This window comes from Fibrobacter succinogenes (assembly GCF_902779965.1).
GTDB classification, from domain to species: Bacteria; Fibrobacterota; Fibrobacteria; order Fibrobacterales; family Fibrobacteraceae; genus Fibrobacter; species Fibrobacter succinogenes_F.
Genome location: NZ_CACZDK010000003.1, coordinates 1 through 19,214 on the forward strand (window position 1 = coordinate 1; position 19,214 = coordinate 19,214).

At 48.9% G+C, this 19,214-nt stretch carries 7 protein-coding genes; 2 read left to right on the top strand and 5 right to left on the bottom strand.

Annotated features, from left to right (window positions below):
• Window positions 1-196: 196 nt before the first annotated feature.
• The 3 genes from secD to HUF13_RS01725 all read right to left on the bottom strand — a co-directional run bounded on the left by secD (window position 197) and on the right by HUF13_RS01725 (window position 6,896).
• The gene (gene secD, locus HUF13_RS01715) at window positions 197-2,821 is read right to left on the bottom strand and encodes a protein translocase subunit SecD (protein ID WP_173473527.1); all 2,625 of its coding nucleotides are present in this window, start codon (window positions 2,819-2,821) and stop codon (window positions 197-199) included.
• A gap of 514 nt (window positions 2,822-3,335) precedes the next feature.
• A complete protein-coding gene (locus tag HUF13_RS01720; RefSeq protein ID WP_173473528.1) occupies window positions 3,336-4,595 on the bottom strand; it encodes a glycoside hydrolase family 13 protein in 1,260 nt (419 codons plus the stop codon).
• Between the two features lie 327 nt (window positions 4,596-4,922).
• Window positions 4,923-6,896 (bottom strand): 4-alpha-glucanotransferase, encoded by a 1,974-nt coding sequence (locus HUF13_RS01725; protein WP_173473529.1) that lies wholly within the window; start codon window positions 6,894-6,896, stop codon window positions 4,923-4,925.
• 1,118 nt (window positions 6,897-8,014) lie between these two features.
• On the opposite strand from HUF13_RS01725, the gene HUF13_RS01730 reads away from it, so the two are divergent.
• Both HUF13_RS01730 and HUF13_RS01735 read left to right on the top strand, forming a co-directional pair.
• Window positions 8,015-9,832 (top strand): BatD family protein, encoded by a 1,818-nt coding sequence (locus tag HUF13_RS01730; RefSeq protein WP_173473530.1) that lies wholly within the window; start codon window positions 8,015-8,017, stop codon window positions 9,830-9,832.
• A 63-nt stretch (window positions 9,833-9,895) separates the two neighbouring features.
• Complete coding sequence (locus HUF13_RS01735; protein ID WP_173473531.1) at window positions 9,896-10,666, top strand: tetratricopeptide repeat protein; 771 nt, start codon at window positions 9,896-9,898, stop codon at window positions 10,664-10,666.
• Between the two features lie 57 nt (window positions 10,667-10,723).
• Here the strand turns inward: HUF13_RS01735 and mnmA are convergent, their stop codons facing one another.
• Together mnmA and sprA are read right to left on the bottom strand one after the other, a co-directional pair.
• On the bottom strand, window positions 10,724-11,791 hold the full coding sequence (gene mnmA / locus HUF13_RS01740) for a tRNA 2-thiouridine(34) synthase MnmA (protein WP_173473532.1): 1,068 nt from the start codon (window positions 11,789-11,791) through the stop codon (window positions 10,724-10,726).
• Between the two features lie 213 nt (window positions 11,792-12,004).
• A complete protein-coding gene (gene sprA / locus HUF13_RS01745) occupies window positions 12,005-19,198 on the bottom strand; it encodes a cell surface protein SprA (RefSeq protein ID WP_304038703.1) in 7,194 nt (2,397 codons plus the stop codon).
• Between the last annotated feature and the right edge of the window lie 16 nt (window positions 19,199-19,214).

Consider the following 19,214-nt stretch of genomic DNA (forward strand, 5'->3'; position numbering starts at 1 on the left):
CTCTTCTATTCGTAATGGCTTAAGCTCTAATCTCACCCGCATAGCGGGTGGTTGTTAAAGCCGATGCTACGCATCGGCTTCTTACCTAAAGGACTTAAATGAAGAAGCCCCGGCAAACGCCGAGGCTCTCTAGTCTTAAATCTGTAGCCGCGTGGTTCGGCAGGCTCACCAACCTAAGCGGCGTTCTATAGTCTAATTACACACCCTTCTTGAACTTTTTGCTCCACCAGAGAACGATCGGAGAGCAGACGCACACAGAAGAGTAAGTACCGATAAGGATACCGAAGCACTGAACGAGACCGAAGTCGCGAATGGAGGAACCACCCTTAACAGCGAGCACCACGCAAACGAAGAGAGTCGTGAGAGAGGTAATCACCGTACGGCTGAAGCACTGGTTCAAAGAGCTATTGACGGTCTGTTCATACTTAGCAGAACCGAAGAGAGCGGTATTTTCACGGATACGGTCGAAGTTCACGATAGTGTCGTTGACAGAGTAACCAATCATCGTGAGGAGCGAAGCGATCAAGGCACCGTCGAAAGAAAGGCTAAATGCCGAGATAAAGCCAAGCGTAATGATTGTATCGTGGATAAGGCCGAGCACTGCAGCAACACCGAAGCCAAGGCCGAGCTTACCGAATCGGAACCACACGTAGAGAGCGATGCCGAGCCATGCGAGAATCACAGACAAGATTGCGTTGAAGCGGAGTTCCTTACCGATAGTCGGACCCACAGTGTCCTTAGCCACGATTTCGCACTTCTGGTTAGCGGCTTCGAAAGCCTTAGCCATAGCAAGTTCAAAGGAAGCGTCATCGCCGCGAACGCTGATCTGGTAAGAGTTAGCAGAAGTACCACCGAGAGAACGAACGCGAGCACCCTGGATGCCAGCCTTGCTCAAAGCCTTGTTCAAGTCGGTTTCGTGCTTGGCGTCATCCTGATACTGGATTGTATAGACCTGACCACCCGTGAAGTCGATGCTAAAGTCAAAACCCTTCACAGCAACACATGCGATACTTGCAATAATGAGAATCCAAGAGAAAACCTTGAACTTGCCGCGGTTCTTCATGAGCGGGAGGTTGGCGTTGTTCAAAGCCTTGAAGCCAGAACCGATAGAGAGCGTTGTTCTGTCGCGCTTAGCAAGTCTCCAGTCGAGAATTGCACGGGAAATCGTGATAGCGCAGAAGAGAGAAGTGAGGATACCGATCGTAAGCGTAAGACCGAAACCCTTAACAGAACCCGTACCGATTTTGTACAAAATAAGACCCGTCAAAACAGTCGTCAAGTTGGAGTCCAAGATGGCGCTGAATGCACGTTCGTAACCCTTGGCCACAGCAGCACGAGCAGTGAGACCGTTCTTGAGTTCTTCACGGATACGTTCGAAAATAATCACATTCGCGTCGAGAGACATACCGACAACGAGGATGAAACCAGCAATACCCGGAAGAGTAAGCGTTGCGTTGAACACAGACATCACAGCGGCAGTCACGAGAGCGTTAACAACCACGCCGATACTTGCGATGAAACCACCGAGGCGGTAGTAAGCAACCATGAACACCAAGCAGAGCAAGAGGCCGATAGCGCCGGAACCGAAGCCCTGGACAATGTTTTCTTCACCGAGGGTAGCACCAACGCTGCGGCTTTCGATAATCTGCATCGGAGCCTTGAGAGCACCAGCCTTCAACACGACAGCGAGGCGGTTAGCTTCGGCCATGTCTTCGAGACCCGTAATCTGAGCTTCACCATTCGGGATACGGTCACGGATGACCGGAGCAGAAATAACCTGATTGTCGAGCACGATAGCCATCTGCTTGCCAACGTTAGCGGCAGTCACAGCAGAGAACTTCTTAGGACCAATGCCACCGAACTTGAGGTTCACGGCAACTTCACCAGCGCTCATACCATCGCTAACGCGGTACGGACGAGCATCCGTGATATCGTCACCGCCCATTTCTGCACGGCGCTTGAGGAGGTAAAGACGCTTGGCCTTGATGTTGGAATCGCGGCGGAGCTTTTCGAGACCGCTACCGAAAGCGAAAGCGACATCGCGCGGGATGAGCTTCTGGACACCTTCCGTAGCAAGGAGCTTCTTGACCTTTTCGATATTTTCTTCAGCAATGAAACCACCGTTGCCGAAAGAAATGAAGAAAGAAGAAAGGGACTGTCCGACCACGTCTGCCGGAGCGGCTTCTGCAGCAGCGGTGTCCTTCTTTTCTTCAGCCTTAGCAACGCCACCAGCAAGAAGTTCTTCGTCAGACAAAGCCTTTTCCTTAGCTTCCGGAGCCTTCTTGGCAGAATCAACCTTTGCGGAATCGCTCACCGTAGAATCAGCAATGATATCGGTCGTCTGACGAGTGAGGTAACCATCGATGAGGCCAACAACCTGCGTAAACTTTTCAGATTCAGCGAGAATCTTGAATTCAAGCTTTGCCGTAGAACCCACGAGCGATTTAGCCGTAGAGTCATCCACACCAGCCAGTTCAACGACAATACGGTCGTCGCCGGTCGGAGAAATCTGCGGTTCAGAAAGACCGTACTGGTCAACACGGTTACGGATGATTTCGAGAGACTGAGCCTGAATATCCTTGATATCTTCGCCTTCCTTGAGGCCAGACTGATCAATCTGGAGAGTGATACTCGTACCACCAGCAAGATCCAAACCGAAGTTGATGGACTTTGCACCCATCTTCGGATTTTCCTTGAGGAAAGTCTTTTGTTCTTCACCCTTCTTGGTGTGAACCTGAATAGAAGGCCATACAGAAATGGCTGAAATAATAATGACTGCGAGAATGACAATTTCTCGAAGGCCGAATTTATGTTTATTCATTTGTAATCCCTTAAAAGGCATTAAACATACTAGTTGCGGGGTCAAATTTAGAAAAAAAGAACTTAGAACTTAGAACTTAGAACTTAGAAACAAGCTCATTTATAGACCTTTGCGAAAAAAAAATATTGAGAAACCCCGAAAAACGTCATAGCGAGCGAAGCGAAGCAATCTATACGTTCGAATAGTATAAATAATATAGAGAGGGGAAAGCCTTCCCCTGATTGCATCTTAGACGACAGAACGCTTCGCTACAGACGAAAGAGGAAAGAAATTACTAAATAAACATCTATAGTCTTTCGTCTGTAGGGCCAAGGCCCGTTCTTTCGTCTAATATTCCATCACCCCTTCGAGCGGGCTTCAGACGCCAGCCCGCAACGCCCGGCTTATAGCAGTCGGAAGTAGACGGTAGGAAGTAGGAAGTAGGAAGAAAAAAGCGTTTCTGTCATGCCCGCCACCGAGAAGGCATCTCCCATCCTGCAGCGAAGCGGTCTCAGTAACTAGAAACTCAGAACTCTTAACTCATTTCAAACAACGGATCTGGCTTTGCATCCGAAATCGCAAGCGTCATTTTCTTCTTGCCCAGAGTTCGAACAAGCTCCAACCGTCCGACGTTGTACGAAATTTCAAACACACCGTCACGCAGCACACTTTCCCTGTTACGAAGTGCAATCAAGCCCTTCAAATACTCAAAGACAGGCGCTTTCTGCATTTCCGCAAATTTATCCCACGGGAACGCCCTACGATTGTCCGGATCCTTACCGCCCAACATGCCGATTTCGTCACCATAGTAAACACACGGTGCGCCCGGCAAAAAGAACAGAATCGCAAGCGCCAGCTTCACGCGCTGTAAATTAGAACACGGGAGTGACGCCAAGCGAATCGTATCGTGGCTCCCGAGCAAGTTCATCGGCACGCCGAAACGCCCCTTCGGGAACGCCTCACGCAAACGCTTTGCAAACTCGGCAAGATCAATCGGCTTTTCATCAAAGAGATAAGCGAGCACCGCCTTGCGCAAGGGATAATTCATCACGCCGTCAAACTGGTCGCCCTGCAACCAGCGCGAAGGCTCGTCCCAAATTTCACCGACAATATACGCATCCGGATTAATCGCCTTGATGCGGCGGCGGAATTCCTGCCAGAAGCTATCGTCGTCTATCTCGTTCGGAACATCAAGGCGCCAGCCGTCAATGCCGCGCCTCATCCAGTATTCGCCCACCGAGAAAAGGTAATCACGAACGTCCGGATTATCCGTATTGAATTTCGGGAGCGCAGGGTATCCCCACCAGCAATCGTAATTGGGCTTGCCGGAATACGCATGCAGCGGCCAGCCATGCACATGGAACCAATCCACATACGGAGAATTCTTGCCCAGTTCCATCAAGCTGTTAAACTGAAAAAATCCGCGAGAGCAATGATTGAACACGCCATCCAGAATCACGCGAAGCCCAAGCTTGTGCGCTTTTTTAACGAGCTTATCGAAATCCTTGAGCGTCCCCAGCACCGGGTCAATTTCAAAATAATCGACCGTATGGTAACGGTGGTTCGAATTGCTCTTGAAAATCGGGCAAAGGTAAATCGCATTCACACCCAGCGACGCAATATATTCAAGCTTTTCGCAAATGCCCGCAAGGTTCCCGCCAAACATGTTTTCACGGGTTGGGAGTGTCGTCCAATCCACGAACTTCCCGACCGCCTTGTACTTCGCACTACGGCAAAAGCGGTCCGGAAAGATTTGGTAGAAAATTGCGTCTTTGATCCAGGTAGGGAATGTCATGATTTAGTAGGAAGTAGGAAGTTAGAAGTTTGCAGTAAACAGTGGTTAATGGTTAGGGTTTTGTCATCCTCGATGCGAAGCATAGGGGATCCAGTGAAGGTATGAGGTATGGGCTCGCACCTACGGTGCTTTGGGGTATGAGGTATGAGCTATTGTAATAAGAAAGCTCAATAGCGTGCAAAACGAGCGTCGCAAAAATATGCTTGCATATTTTTATGACCAAGTGCAGCCGCGAACACCGAAAGCGTCAAAAGCCCTGCAAAGCAAGGCGCCCTCAAAGCGAGTTTACAAGTGACCTCATAGCCCAAAGCGAAGCGAGCCCAACTCCTAAATTTTCCAAAGGGCGCGGGCTTTGCGTTCTTCAACAAGCTTGCTGATTTCTGCGATTAGGCCTGAATTCGCAAGCATGTCCTCGACACTGCACGGAGTGCGATAAGTCCAGTTCTTGCCACCAACCGTTCCCGGAATATTAACACGTTCTTCCTTCGGATCGCAATTCGAAAGCGAAGCAGATAGCGCAAAGTAATCCTGAATCGGCGGAATGCAGAACAAACTATTTGCAGTAAACACATGCGAGAGAATATCACGAACCACCGGCGGAGTAAGCTTTTCGGGCGCAACACCCGACAAACCTGCATGAGACCAATAGAAAGCCTTGTCAAAATCTGACTCTTCCCAAAGACCACGCAAAGTCGAGGTATCATGGCAGCTCGTCGTGCAAACGGAAAGACGCGGGTATTCGTCCATGCTGTAATACGGAGAATACGGCACATTCCAATTGCGCGCCCAGCGTTCAATACGCAACGACATGATGTCGAGTTTCTTGAGCACGGTCGGTACGCACGGAGGCACGGCACCAAGGTCTTCGGCGCAAACAAGCATATCCGTTTCGTTCGCAAGCACAGACAAAAGTTTCATTGCATTTTGTTCCCAAAGTGCATTCTGTGCCTGCTCGTTTTGGCCAATCAAGTCATGTAGTTTGTCTTGTTCATTCTGCGGGAGCGTAAAGAGCACCGGCTGGTTGTACCAATACCAATACGGATAATACGTATTTTCATCACCCGTCGGGATAAACACGCGGTTCCAATAAACACGAAGCAAGGAATCCTTGACTTCTTGCGGTTCATCCAAAGCAAGAATCGCTTTTTCGGACAACAGATCCGATTTAATAACAAATCGGTCGGTCGTTCCCTGCAAATTTTCAAAATACAGCGAAAGAAGTCTATCCGTTTCGTCACCGATAAATTCACGCAACTGTTCCACAGAGAAATTCGGACGACGCAGATATTCCAACGATTCGCGGCAGAACCCCGCATTGCGGAGCACATCCCACGTCAGCGGGATAGACGGCTGGAAACGGCCCAAGATGCCGGTCGATTCCTGTTCGGGGATAGCCCAAATGCGGAAGAACCCGAGCACATGGTCAATGCGGTATGCATGGTAGAACTTGCTAGCTTGTGCCAAACGACGGCGCCACCAGCCAAAGTCATCGGCTTCGAGAACATCCCAACGGTAAGTCGGGAAGCCCCAGTTCTGGCCACCGTAGCTGAACATGTCAGGAGGTGCGCCAGCGCGGTCAGCAAGCGAGAAATACTTGCGGTCAAACCAGACATCGGCACTGTCTTCGTTGATGAGGATAGGCACATCGCCCTTGAGACGCAGTCCAAGCTTCGAGACTTCGTTCACGGCGGCAGTAAACTGCCCTTCGGCGGTGTACTGCATCCAAGCCTGGAACAGCACATCCCTGTAATTTTTCATCCAAAGTTTATCGATATCAGCAGCGGATGGATTCTGGAACTTTTTCCAATCCTTCCAGCTAGCTTCGTTGTTCTGCGCCTTGAGCGTGCAATAAACGCAATAGGACTTGACCCAAGAGTTCTTGTCAATCCAGGCAAGGAGCTTCTTTGAGGCCTTCAAGACATCGTACTGATTATCAAAAATCTTGCGAAGGATGGCCCGCTTCCATGTGGTGATGCGGTAGTAATCCACACGTTCAATATCGGCAAACTGCGCGCGGGCCTTTTCAATTTCAGCTTCGAACGAAGAAGCCCCCTCAACAGATTGCACATTGATAAATACGGGGTTCAACGCAAATGCGCTGCGGGCACTATAAGGGCTCGGTTCAGAACCTGTATCGTTAACAGGCAAGAGCTGAATAATGTTAAATCCGCAGAACTTGGACCATTGGGCAAAAGGAATCAAATCCAGAAATTCGCCTATGCCAATGCTGTGCTTGCTGTGAAGACTAAAGAGAGGAACGGCAACGCCGGTTTGAAAAGAAGTTAAATCACCATATCGCATGGTTAAAATATAACTCTAATTTTGCAAAAGAAGTTTTTAAAATACAAGCAAATAAAAAAAGGCCCGGAAAAACCGAGACCATTTCCTACTCCTAATCAATCTTCAAAAAAAATTATGCACGCTTGGAATATTTCTTAAAGCTTTTAATCAAGAGGGCGGCGAGAATGCAGTACATTATTTAGACTCCTTGTTTTTGACGGCGCCAATATTAACAAAGTTTTACTAACACGTCAAGGTATTTTTGTATATATTTCGGCAACTTTTTTGACAATTTGTCCACGAAACTTTTACAAGACTCCCTTCAAAAATGAAACTTGCAAAGTTTCGAACAAAACATGGCATCGCACTGCACGCGGGCGGGGCCCCAGCTCAGAGTGGATGCTTTCAGCATCAGCAATTACGGCTCAGCTATGTTTGCACAAGTGCAACCGCAGCATTCGCCTTTGATGCTACACTCGTTTTGCACGCTACTGCGAAGGAATTGCCTTGGCCGACGCTCCCATTTTCACAACGACAATCATACAAGCCCTTTAATTAAGCATATCGCCTCGCATTACCACATACAAAGAAAAACTTTTTCCTAAAACAAGCAAAGCCACGGGAAATCCGTGGCATCGCATTCAGTTAGAGAGAGAAACTTTATCCGTTAAGCGCGCTTAGAATTTTTTCTAAAGCTCTTGATCAAGAGGGCGGCGAGAATGCAGTACATTATTTTACTCCTTTTTACTCCTAGTTTTTAACGGCGCCAATGATAACAAATTTTTACTAACGTTTCAAGGGGGAAAAATATAAATTTGGCCAAATTTTTTGAAACGTGCATTTTACAAATGCAAAAGCATGCGGGCGGGGCCCCATACTTAATCCCATCCTGGCGCAAGCGCCAACCTTACGGCTCAGCAATGGGGCAGCAAGCAGCCCCGCTGCGTTCGCCTTTTAAGGTTGTGGCCAACGCTTTATTCTCTCAACGTTTTTCTGCTTTCTCTTTTTATAACAATATCCCGCTCTTACCGTTGTCATGATCCGCGTATGGGGACGGCATCGCCATTCACGCGAACAAATCCACGATTTCACCCATTATATTGCAATCTCCGGAGTGGAAATTTGGTAAATTATGTGGCATGAAACGTATTTTGCTTTTATGTCTCGGTTTAACAGCATTTGCAGGCGCAAGGCCATCGCTCCAATTCGATAAAGACCGCATCGAAGCCGGTCAAACTTTCAATTTGCAATTTATCGTTCCTTTGCAGGAACTTCCCCAAGACAGAGGCGCTCTCCATCTAGAAACCCACGACAACTTCAAGTTCCTTGGGCTTGATAGCGCTGATCAAGTCATGCGCCCAGACATGGACGATATTTTCAATTCGTTTTTCGGCGGTGGCGGAAGATCCTATAAAGCGCGAGTCTACTCGTTCAAGGTGAAAGCCCCCAGAAAAACAGGCGTCCTCGATCTTGGAAAACTGACATGGAATATTGGCGGCGAACCAAATGTCGTCAGCAGCAAGATTTCGGTTGAAGTGCAACGTTCCTACAACGATGACGCGCTTGCTGTAAGCCTTACCCCAAGCAAAAAATCTATTTATGAAGGTGAACAAATCAGCGTCACCCTTAGCCTCCACACCTTCGAACATTTTCAAGGCGGCCTTCAAGCGACCGACATGAGCACGGGCAACGACTTTATCGTCCACCGCAACGACCTTTCGAACATGGAATTCAAGCATGTCGAAGGCACACGCCGTGAAATGAAGGCGACCACGCGGTTCGCATGGCTCAGCCCGACCAAGAGCGGTTCGCTCGAAATTCCATCTTTCAAGTTCAAGTATACCAAACTTGGCGAACCCAAAGTTATCGAAGAAAAGAAGCAAATGGGCGGCATGTCTTTCTCTAGCCGCAGCGTAAAGCAGGAGTCCATTGAAACGGAAACTGCAACCGCACCGCTTTCCATCACCGTTCTCCCGCTCCCGACCGAAGGCAAGCCCGCCGATTTCTCGGGAATGGTCGGCAACTACAGCTTTAGCGCCAACTTCGACCGCACAAACCTCAAGGTTGGCGAAGCTTTAACACTCGCGATTAGCATCAAGGGCGACGGCACTCCGGGTACAATTACCGAACCAAAGCTCCCCGACTTTAACGATTTCCGCTCCGTGCCGCCCGAAAACAGCATTAACAAGAAGGTCAAAGGCAACAAGGTAATCACATCCAAGGATATCAAGGTGTTCCTCTACCCCAAAAAGAAAGGCACCTTTGAAATTCCGGCCATTACATATTCCTGGTTCAACCCCGCCAAAAAGAAATACGAAACCGCATCGGCAGGCCCATGGACCATCGAAGTTGAAAAGGGCGATGCTCCGGCAGAACCTGTTTATCAGGCTCCCGTCGCGACAACACCTGGCTCTTCTACCCCAGTTGTCCAAAAGCAAGAAATTGAATTCCTCGGCAGCGATATCCGCTTTATCCATGCGATCACGGACAAGTCCGAAACAGCCGCACCGCATAGGAGCGCACTGTTCTGGATTCTTTTCCTCGCAGCCATTCCATTCTACTTGATTGCAAACTTCGCCATCACAAGAAAGCGCAAGCGCAATAGCAACACAGCACTCGTCCGCAAGGGCAAGGCAAACAAGCTGCTCAAGGAAAAGTTCGCAAACGCACGCACAGCCCTCAAGAACGGCGACGGTAAGGCATTCTTTGCCGCACTCGAAAATGGCCTTATCGACTACCTCAGCAACTTGACGAACGTCGAATTCAAGGGCATGACCCGCCCGCAAATGAAACAGGAACTCACCAAACGCGGTGTGAATAACGAAACGATTGAAGCCATCAACAGCTGGCTTGAAAAATGCTCGTTCGTGCGTTTTGCTCCGGTCACTGCCACGACCGAAGAACAGTCCCAAATGCTCGCGGATGTCGAAAAACTTTGCGAGGCACTGAAGCTGTAAAGAATGCGCGACCCTTCGGCAAGCTCAGGGACCTGAGGGGCATGACACTTTAAGGAAGATTTTATGAAACTGAATAGAATTTTTTTGACAATCGCAGCAGCACTTTTGCTTATGACAACAGCTAGTGTTGCTGCCGAAAAATGCAACGGCATCGAAGCCGGCACTAAGGCATATAACGAGAACGATTTTGAACGCGCTATTGACGAATGGCGCACATGCGTTGACGAAGGCATCGTCAATGCAGATCTCTATTACAATTTGGGCAACGCCTATTACCGCAGTGGCAAACTCGGCTTTGCGATTTTCTACTACAAGTCAGCCCTCCGTTTGCACCCGAGCGACGATGACATCCAGCACAACTTAAACTTTGCACAGACAAAGACAAAGGACAAGGAAGGCGATGAAGAAGAGAACCCGATTTTGCAGGGCCTCATGAATTTGCACCACGCCCTTTCGCTCAAGAGCCAGATGAATATTTCGCTCGTTCTCTTTTGGGCAATCGCACTTGTGATTCTCGCCCGCCGATTCGTGAACGGCAGCCGCGGTAAGAACATCTGCACAGGTGTCGTATTTGCAATGAGCGTTATTCTTTGCACCATTGGCGCAAGCGCCATCTACAAGATGATTGTTCTTGAAACAGACATCACAGGCGTCGTGACCGCATCAAGCGCCGACGTGACAAGCGCCCCAAGCGACAGATCGCAAACGCTCAACACGCTCAGCGAAGGCACAAGTTTCGAAGTCATTGGCGAACAAGGTAACTTTGCGGAAATCCGCCTCGGTGAAAAAATCCGCGGATTCGTAAAACTCAGCGAAGTCGGGATCGTGAAGTAACGATGAGCGATGTGTCATCCAGAAGACTTAAAGGTCGAAGGATTCAGTCAATTTGATTTACACAATCTGGCCGCCGCCGAGGACCATGTCACCATCGTAAAACACGGCACATTGGCCCGGAGTCACGGCAAAGAGCGGTTCGTCAAAAACGGCGACCGCCTTATTTATATCGACAATGGTAATTTCGCAACCTACGGCCCGCTGGCGGTAACGCACCATGCCTTCGGCGCGGAACGTCGTCCCGATCTCCCGCGCACCGCCGTGCCATTCGCAGTTCACCATTTCCACACGATCAAAGCTGACCAACGACTTGTCGCCAGTCACCAGAATGTCACCCGTTTCCGGGTCCACACGCTTCACAAACGCAGGCACGCCAATCGCCACGCCCAGGCCTTTGCGCTGCCCGACCGTGTATTTATGGAACCCATCGTGCGTGTTCCACACCTTGCCCTTTTCATCCACGAAGCGGCCCGGCCGAGTCATCTCGCCAAAGCGATCCTTCAAAAATTCAGTGTATTGCGAGCCGTAAATATCGAAGCAAATGTCCTGGCTGTCGCCCGTCTTGGCGTTCACAAAGCCGTTCTGTTCGGCGATTTCGCGCACTTCGCTTTTCACGTACGTTCCAAGCGGAGTAAGCACGTGGTTGCGACGTTCATCGGGAACCCAGAACAAAAAGTAGCTCTGATCCTTCCCAGGGTCTCGACCGCGCAAAAGCCTACGCACGCCATTCACTTCTTCGATGCGCACGTAATGCCCTGTCGCCAAGAATTCGGCGCCGAGCGATTTGGCGTAATCCATCATCCAGCCGAACTTGATAAAGCGATTGCAATAGCAGCAAGGGTTTGGCGTACGAGCATGCGAAAAATCCGCATGGCAGCGCTTTAAAACTTCACCCGTAAAAGCATCGGAACAGTTCGCCACATGATGTTCGATGCCAAGCTTTTCGGCAATCATCTTTGCACGCACCACGCTCGGGTCGTTCTCGGCATCAAAGGCGCCATCGACATCTGGCAATACGCGGAGCGTCACGCCAACGACTTCATAGCCCTGCTGTTGCAAAAGAAGAGCGGCAACGGACGAATCCACGCCACCGCTCATGCCTACTGCAACTCTCTGCTTACTCATTTTTCAACCTCTTGGATAGAGCAATAACCTCTCCCCTTTGCAGTCATCCTCCCACAGGGAGGATCCATACAGTATTCTATTAATGTATAGGTTCTCCTTCGGAGAATGACGAGCTGCGATGCTCGACATTCGGGTAGTCTTCGACTTAGCACAAAGCGCTCCACTCAGGAAGACACATTGATTTACTTCCTACTGTCTACCGCCTACTTCCTACTAATCAAATCTCAGCATCAAAGCAAGTTCAAACTGGAGAATCTGACGGACATGAGCGGTTTCGTCATCCAGCTTTTCGTGAATCTGTCTGTACTCGATGTAAGAGCTCAGCGAAGCCATCTTGTTAAACGTATAAGATGCACTCGGGCGAATGAACCATTCATGCGTTCTCGACGGTACCGTACGATAACTCAATTCAAGCTTCGGCTTGTAGGCCACAAACGGTTCCACGCCAGAATCATAATTCCAACGTACAAAGACTCCATCCGTACCGGATTCCTTGTTTTTCATGTCATAGCCATCAACAGGCTTGTATTCCTTACGGATCGTCTTCTTGTAATCGTAACCGGCGGTCAACTTCAAGTCGATATTGTTCTTGAATTTAAAGTACCATTTCCAAAGCTGGAATCCCTTGTCGAGCTTGAGCGGATACGAAATCGAGAAATCATCACCAATGTTGATTGCAAAGTCATTGTAGAGCCACGTCGGAATCCACGGAGTTTCAAGGAAATAGCGCGTAGTATCGGTGCAATTTTCCTCTTCCTTCGGCCAGCACGGATTCGAAATCACTTCTTCCTTCGGGCGGCGATCCGTCGTTTCAATCTTCATGCGTAAGTTATTTTCGATGCGCATGTTGTTCTGCGTAAGGAACGTAACTCGAATAAGCGGGTTAAAGTTCCAAACGCGAGCCCAAGAATCTTCGGCGCTCTGGAACGGGCGGCTAGTCACCGTGCGGTTATAATCAAAGCGGCTGTTCAAGCTAACGCTACGGAAGCTGTTCAAGAACGAAACTTTCTGGGCGATGTTCGGGATTGCAATGCCGATGCCAAACTTCGGGAATGTCGTAGTCGTGTCGATGTACAGCGGATATTCACGAGACTGTGAGAAGTCTTCCTTCCACTGGAAATCGGTCGTCAAGGAAATATCCCAGAACGGCAATGTAAGGCCCGTAGAAATCTGCAAAGAACGAGACACAGAATTGCGGAAGCTACCCTGATACACAAGCGTATCCACATTCTTGTTTCTGTACTGTGCAAAACCGGTAAAGTCATCACGACTCGTAAGGCCCATGTCACCCGTCATGATATTCCAAAGCCCACGACCGCCATGGCCATCGCCTAGGCCCAAGCCGTAAAGGTAATATTGGAACGGAGTCACGCCCTGTTCTTCGTACAACTGAGCAAGCGTAAAGTTTTCACCGATGGTGTTTGTACTTGCATTCCAATTGAACTTGACTTCGCGCCACTTGAGTTTGTTAAAGAATCCCGAAACGGCATTGTCCTTTCCAAACAAGTTGGCAAGATCAATAATTTTCAGAGACGGCGTAAATTCAAATCGGTTCGTCTGCGAAATCGTCCAGTAGTTCTTTTCGATGTTCGACGGATCCGTAAAGCTGAAATCATCCGGGATGCTCTTCTGCTGGTTAAAGTCAGAAGAGAACTGCATATTGAACGGGATAAACGGAATCAGCTTGGGATTGAAATTAATCCTGAACTGCTGATTTCTAGAACGTTCGTTGCGGAGAATACCGTAAGCACGGCCATATTCACGATGCCCAACGCTATCGACCTTGTAGAACGCCGTCGTATCGTACCTGATTTCGTAGGAATCCGGGTTCTGCATATCAATCGTGAGTTGCTTGCCGTTTGCATCGGTCTTTGCAATTGTATCCACCGGAATAATCACGAGACTATCGCGGGACACATAAACCTTTCTATCGGAATGATCGTGGTCAAAGATGTAACCGCTAGCAAAGAGGCCGCCTTCGGCTGTGGTAAAGAAGTTTTCCTTAACAAAGCCTTCGCGATCGCCACCGCCAAACATATCACGACGGATATTGATAGAATAGCTGGTCGTAAGGAACGAAAGGATGTTCCAACGCAAATTCAACTTGTGATTGAGTTCTGCCGTGTAGGTCACGACCTTGTCCACTTGCGGTTCCACAAAATCAGGGTCGCGAGTCTGGTTCACATAGCGAACATAGTTAAAATCGAAGAGTGTCAAATCGAAGGTTTGCGGCCAAGGTTCAAATTCAGTCTTCGAGAAATCCTTAAGCCAAGAATATTTGCCCAAGCCTTCGAACGGCTTAAACTTGAACATGCTAAACGTACCCAACTTGTACTCGAACAATGTATGGTAAGAGTAAGTGGAATCTGCAGAAGTTGTCGAACGGCCTTCGGACTGGTGGTAAGAATAGCTGAGTGCCGGGCGTTCCAAGAATGCCTGCGACAAGAATTCACCGAGCTTTGTTTCGCTAGCCTTGTAATCCTTGTGGTAGCTCACGCTAAAGCCCAAGTCTTGCACATATGATTCATAGCCCTTCGATTCAGCGTCATCTCTCAACCTGTTTTCTTCATTTTCCGATTCAACAGCAAGGTCACCTTGGAACATGTCTCCCGTAAGGTCCACAAAGCTACTCTTCTTAAGAATCATGTCGTCCGTAGGCTTCATGTACGGGCGTTTTGTTGAGCTATGGTAACTGAACGACATCGGGATGTGGAATCCGAGAGAATCGTTCAAGAATTTGTTGAGCGCAATAGAAATGTCAGCCGATACATCGAGCTGAGAGGCAGCCGATGCCAAGTCCGGTTTCGGAGAACGTCCCGAATTCGAAAGCGTTGCAAAGTCGCCATCCTGATAGCGTACCGCCCCCGAAAGCGAAATAAAGTCAGCAAAATTCACCTGGCCATTCACGCGTGCGGCATAACCCCATTCCGTATCCATATCGGAAAGGCGCAAATCATTTATCCAGAATTTACCTTTAAGGTCTGCCGGCGAAGCAGATGAATCCGCAATAATCACAAAGCGAATCCAGTCAACCTTGGTGATAGACGGATTACCGACCAAACGGAGCTGTTCTTCACGATCACCCGACAGCTTTTTCACAACCGGTTCGACATACGGCGGATGGCGTCCACGCTTAAGGTCCGAGAAATCGGACAGATTCATCGCGAAAGCGTTGTCAAGCCAGTTCTGTTCATGGCAATCCTGCACTCGGTCCGGAGCGCAAATTGACAAATCCAAGTCCTTCGGACGGAAACTCCATTCGTAATAATCCTTGGAACCGTCGATCGAGCCTTCACCGAATTGCAAAGCAAAGCGTATCGGAACAGCATCCGCATTCGATTCAGCACCATTCTCATAATGGATTTCCATCTTCAAAGACTTGTACGCCGAGAAATTCTTTGTATCCGTTTCGAAAAGTCGCGTTACGCCCACTTCCTGACCAGGGCTCATGTTATGATATTCCAATACAAGCGCTGTTTCCTTGAGCGGGGCATTCGAATCGGCATCGCGTTCCGTCACCGTATTCGGAGACTTGAAATACGTCTTTGCATTTTCGCGGTTGTTGATGGTAGAAACCTTGATGTACGTGGTATCGTGCGTTGCAAGCGATTCCGTTACACGACTTTCAACACCGTTCACTTCGACAATCTGAGAATTTTCTTTAGTCGATGTGCGGTAAAGGTCGGCAACAGTCGTTTCTTCCCATGCGTTACCCAAAACGCCAAGGCTTACCACTTGAACCTTCGCTTCGGAAACACCCGGACCAAGGCGACCCAACCACATACGAGTGTACTGGGATTCCGCCAAAATTTCCTTATAACCGCTACCCGTCGGAGACACAATCGTATCGTACTGGTTCAGCGGAATACGCCACCTACGCCAGCCGTTTTTCAAAACTTCAAACTCAGCCGCATTCGTGCTAGAAAGGTCAATGCGATATCGAACAAAGCTAATGTCGGTATCAAAAGAACCATTCCTGTTAATATCTTCGGTATCGTAAGCACGTTCACCCAAGTTGCCTTCAGTTCCGTTAATACTCTTAGGCGGATCACTTTCATCATCCAAATCCTTGAAGTTATCACCGGCAATATCTCTTGTCGAAGCGTCAACCAAAGGAGATCCCATTTTCAACGTATCAGCCCTACAAGGTTCAATGCGGCAATCCCAAACAACTCTAACTTCATTTTCACCCGTAACATCATCAAGACCACGGTCATGTTTTGCCGTTGTCATGCCAAGATCATTTTCACCATTATACATGCCATTCTGCTTCATGCCATTGATCGAAATATCTTCACTGATAAGACCCAAGTCAATGAAAATGGAACCGGAATTACCGCGAGCGACAACTTCAAGGTACTTCATTTCGCTCAAGTCTTGATAGTAAGAGCTGTTCGCGCGCATGATACCACCCCAAGAATTACCCATAAGGTTATCATTCGGGCGCAACGTCATCTTGAGCACGGTCAAATGCTGGTTGTCAACATCGGAGTTGCCTACGTTATCGTAAATGTACTTGTAGAGTTCCGTCGTGTTGCTGTGCCAAATAAATTCACCTTGATGGCGGTAGTCCTGACTTTCAATATACGTTGATATAAACGGAAGCGAATCAACGCCACCCGGAGGAGAAGCCTGCGTCCAAGACTGCCTAGACAGCGGATACACAAGGCCCGTCGATGTCGATTCAAAGTCTTCGACAAGAGCAGTCTGTGTCTTGCTCGTGTTTGCGTTATGGTGGCTACCGGCAAATTCCGCTTCGACACGCCAGTTCGAAGTTGCCGTAGTCTGGATACCCGGAATGGCATTCACCAAGTCTGTAAGCGCCTTCACGGAATCCTGCAAACGGATGTTGAAGCCCCAAAGGAAACTCGAATACGGTTCGTTGCCCAAGGTCGGGACTTCAGCCGTTGTGCTCTGGCTCTTGTAAAGGGCTGTGATACCAAAAACAGAACCAGCACCAAAGCCGTACAAGTCCAAAGGCAATTCGGCGCGTGCACCCAAAAGAAGTTTGTTATCAACTTCGAACATCGGTTCGCATTCGAACTTGACCTTGATTTCTTGGTTCGGGTCAAGAGCACGGTCGCTCAAAAGTTCAATCTGGCCCAGTTCATAGTTGACTTCGTAGTCCGTACCACGAATAAGCGTTGTAGAACCGGCCGTAACCTTTTCAGAACCCGGAGAAATATCCATGCAGCTTCCACTGTTCACAGAATAGCTGGAGTTCGGATCGCGCACGCTGAGCATGGAATTACGGCGCTTGCCCACAGATTCAAAATAGAACTGACTCGTGTAACGGTTCAAATTATAAACAGGTAACGTATAAAGTTGAGCAACCGCCGATGTCGTATCCAAGTTACGCAACGGTTCCAAGCAGTTTTGCGAAGCAACTTCTTGAGCCTTCGAACCATAATTTTTATAAATGGAATCCGTCCACATGCGGCAGGGCAACCACATTTCACCTGTGTAACTGCCCGAAGCATCCTTCGTAAAAATTTTCGATTCGCTCACCAATGGCGTTCCAGATTTTTCATCAGCAAGACCGAGCGTTTTCAAATAGTTCCCAGAAATACCCGACTTGTTCTTCATGCGCAAGACAAAGCTGTTGGCGCTGGCATCAGAAATACCGATAGAATAAACGTTGCGCAACATCAACTTGTCGATGTCCTTAAGTTCACTCAGCGCAGCATCCCACTGGATAAGGACGGCAGTGTCGTTATGGTGCAATGTCGAACCCCACTTGGCTGCAATGAGCGTATTGCGGTTCACACCATTAACCTTTATGACACCCATTTTGGAATCATAAGTAAAGTCCTTGATTTCCTCCATACGGTTGACAATCTTTGTAATAGATTCACCCTGCTGAGTTTTATAAACAACCCTAATATCCTTAAAGACGTCACTCGTTTCGTTCAACGAACTTCTTTTATACAGCTTCAAGTCCGGCAGCGGCTTGTTGATGGTGTTTCCCTTAATCGCAGCCTTGATATATTCTGTCCTCGTATCCTGGTCCAAGAAGTAATAGCGGTATGCGATAAACTGCTTATCCGTCACTTGGAATTCAGTCGTCGATTCATTAGCCTTGATAGAATATTCTTCTTGCTGACCTCCGTCCTGCGAGGCAATTGTCGTGAGTTTCCAGTCACCCAACTTCCATTCAGCCTTGATACCGAAGAGACCCTGGTGGTTTTCGGAATAACCGGTAAATTCCGTACCGGCAAGCGACAAGTTCGTAGTACCCGCTTCGACACGCTGCAAGATGTAATCTTCGAATTCGCCCTTGAACGATTCTTCGTACACAATGCGGACTTCGTTCTGCGAGCCAAGACCTTCATCAACGTTCTTGATTTCAACGGTAATGTACGGACCAATTTTACCTTCGACCATGAAGCTAGGGTTGTAGTCCAACGACGGTGACGGCCAAAGACTATTCTTGGTGCTACCTTCGGCATCGTCCTTTTCGCCATAGCCCTTGAAGCGAACATCCATGGAACCCTTGAGCATGAGCTTCGGCTTGTTGAAACCAAAGTCCTTCATCCAGGCAGGCATGTTCACCGGAATCGTAATATCAAATACGGAACCTGTTTCAGGCGCCTCGTAGCCATCGTTCTGCCCGACGAGCCCATTAAGCCAAAGACGCTTGCGCCCGATATCGTACATGTCCGAAACGTAATCTGCAAGTTCCGGATAATGCGATGTCCAAAGGACCGTCGTATCCGAGCGAGAAAGCGTGTTCACGCGTTTTTCCGACACATCAATTTCACGAGTGGCCACATCAATATCGTGCGAGAAAATTTGGCCCTTCGAAGTATTCATGAGTCCCGGGCGTGCACCCACACCACCAAACGGCAGCAGGCCGTCGAGCGGAGACGTAGACTTTGGCACCGGCAAATATTTTATGGCTGGCGTCCAAACTTCTTCCGCGCTAACTTCGGAAGCGTTGTCCGTTGGCGGTTCGACCTGAGCGACAACAGGAGAATTTGCAGCACTCGCCGAAGACGATGCGGGAGCAGTCGAAGATGAGGATTGCGCTTCACTAGATGCCGGTTCTGCAGAGCTCGAAACAGGCGTCGCCGATGATATAGGCGCAGCAGATGATTGAGCCACAATCTGCGCAGAAGATGAAGCCGGCACCGCGGATGAAGCCGGAACTACAGCAGAGGACGCAGGAAGCGCAGCAGATGAAACCGGAGCAGCCGACGACTTCGGTGAAGCCGCAGACGAAACCGCCACAGACGGTTGAGACGAAGATCTAGGTTGAACGACGCTAGAAGCAGGCAACGCAGCACTTGAAGACGCTACAGAAGCCGAAGACTTCGGTGCAGGCACATCCTGGAAAAGTTCATCGTCAAATAAAGATTCATACGAGCTAAGCGTCCCGTCTTGAGACCAGACGGAACCCACAGCCACAAAGCTGCACGCAGCA

Coding starts and splice junctions, on each gene's coding strand:
- secD (WP_173473527.1), bottom strand. CDS start 2,821: ATGAATAAACATAAATTCGGCCTTCGAGAAATTGTCATTCTCGCAGTC.
- HUF13_RS01720 (WP_173473528.1), bottom strand. CDS start 4,595: ATGACATTCCCTACCTGGATCAAAGACGCAATTTTCTACCAAATCTTT.
- HUF13_RS01725 (WP_173473529.1), bottom strand. CDS start 6,896: ATGCGATATGGTGATTTAACTTCTTTTCAAACCGGCGTTGCCGTTCCT.
- HUF13_RS01730 (WP_173473530.1), top strand. CDS start 8,015: ATGAAACGTATTTTGCTTTTATGTCTCGGTTTAACAGCATTTGCAGGC.
- HUF13_RS01735 (WP_173473531.1), top strand. CDS start 9,896: ATGAAACTGAATAGAATTTTTTTGACAATCGCAGCAGCACTTTTGCTT.
- mnmA (WP_173473532.1), bottom strand. CDS start 11,791: ATGAGTAAGCAGAGAGTTGCAGTAGGCATGAGCGGTGGCGTGGATTCG.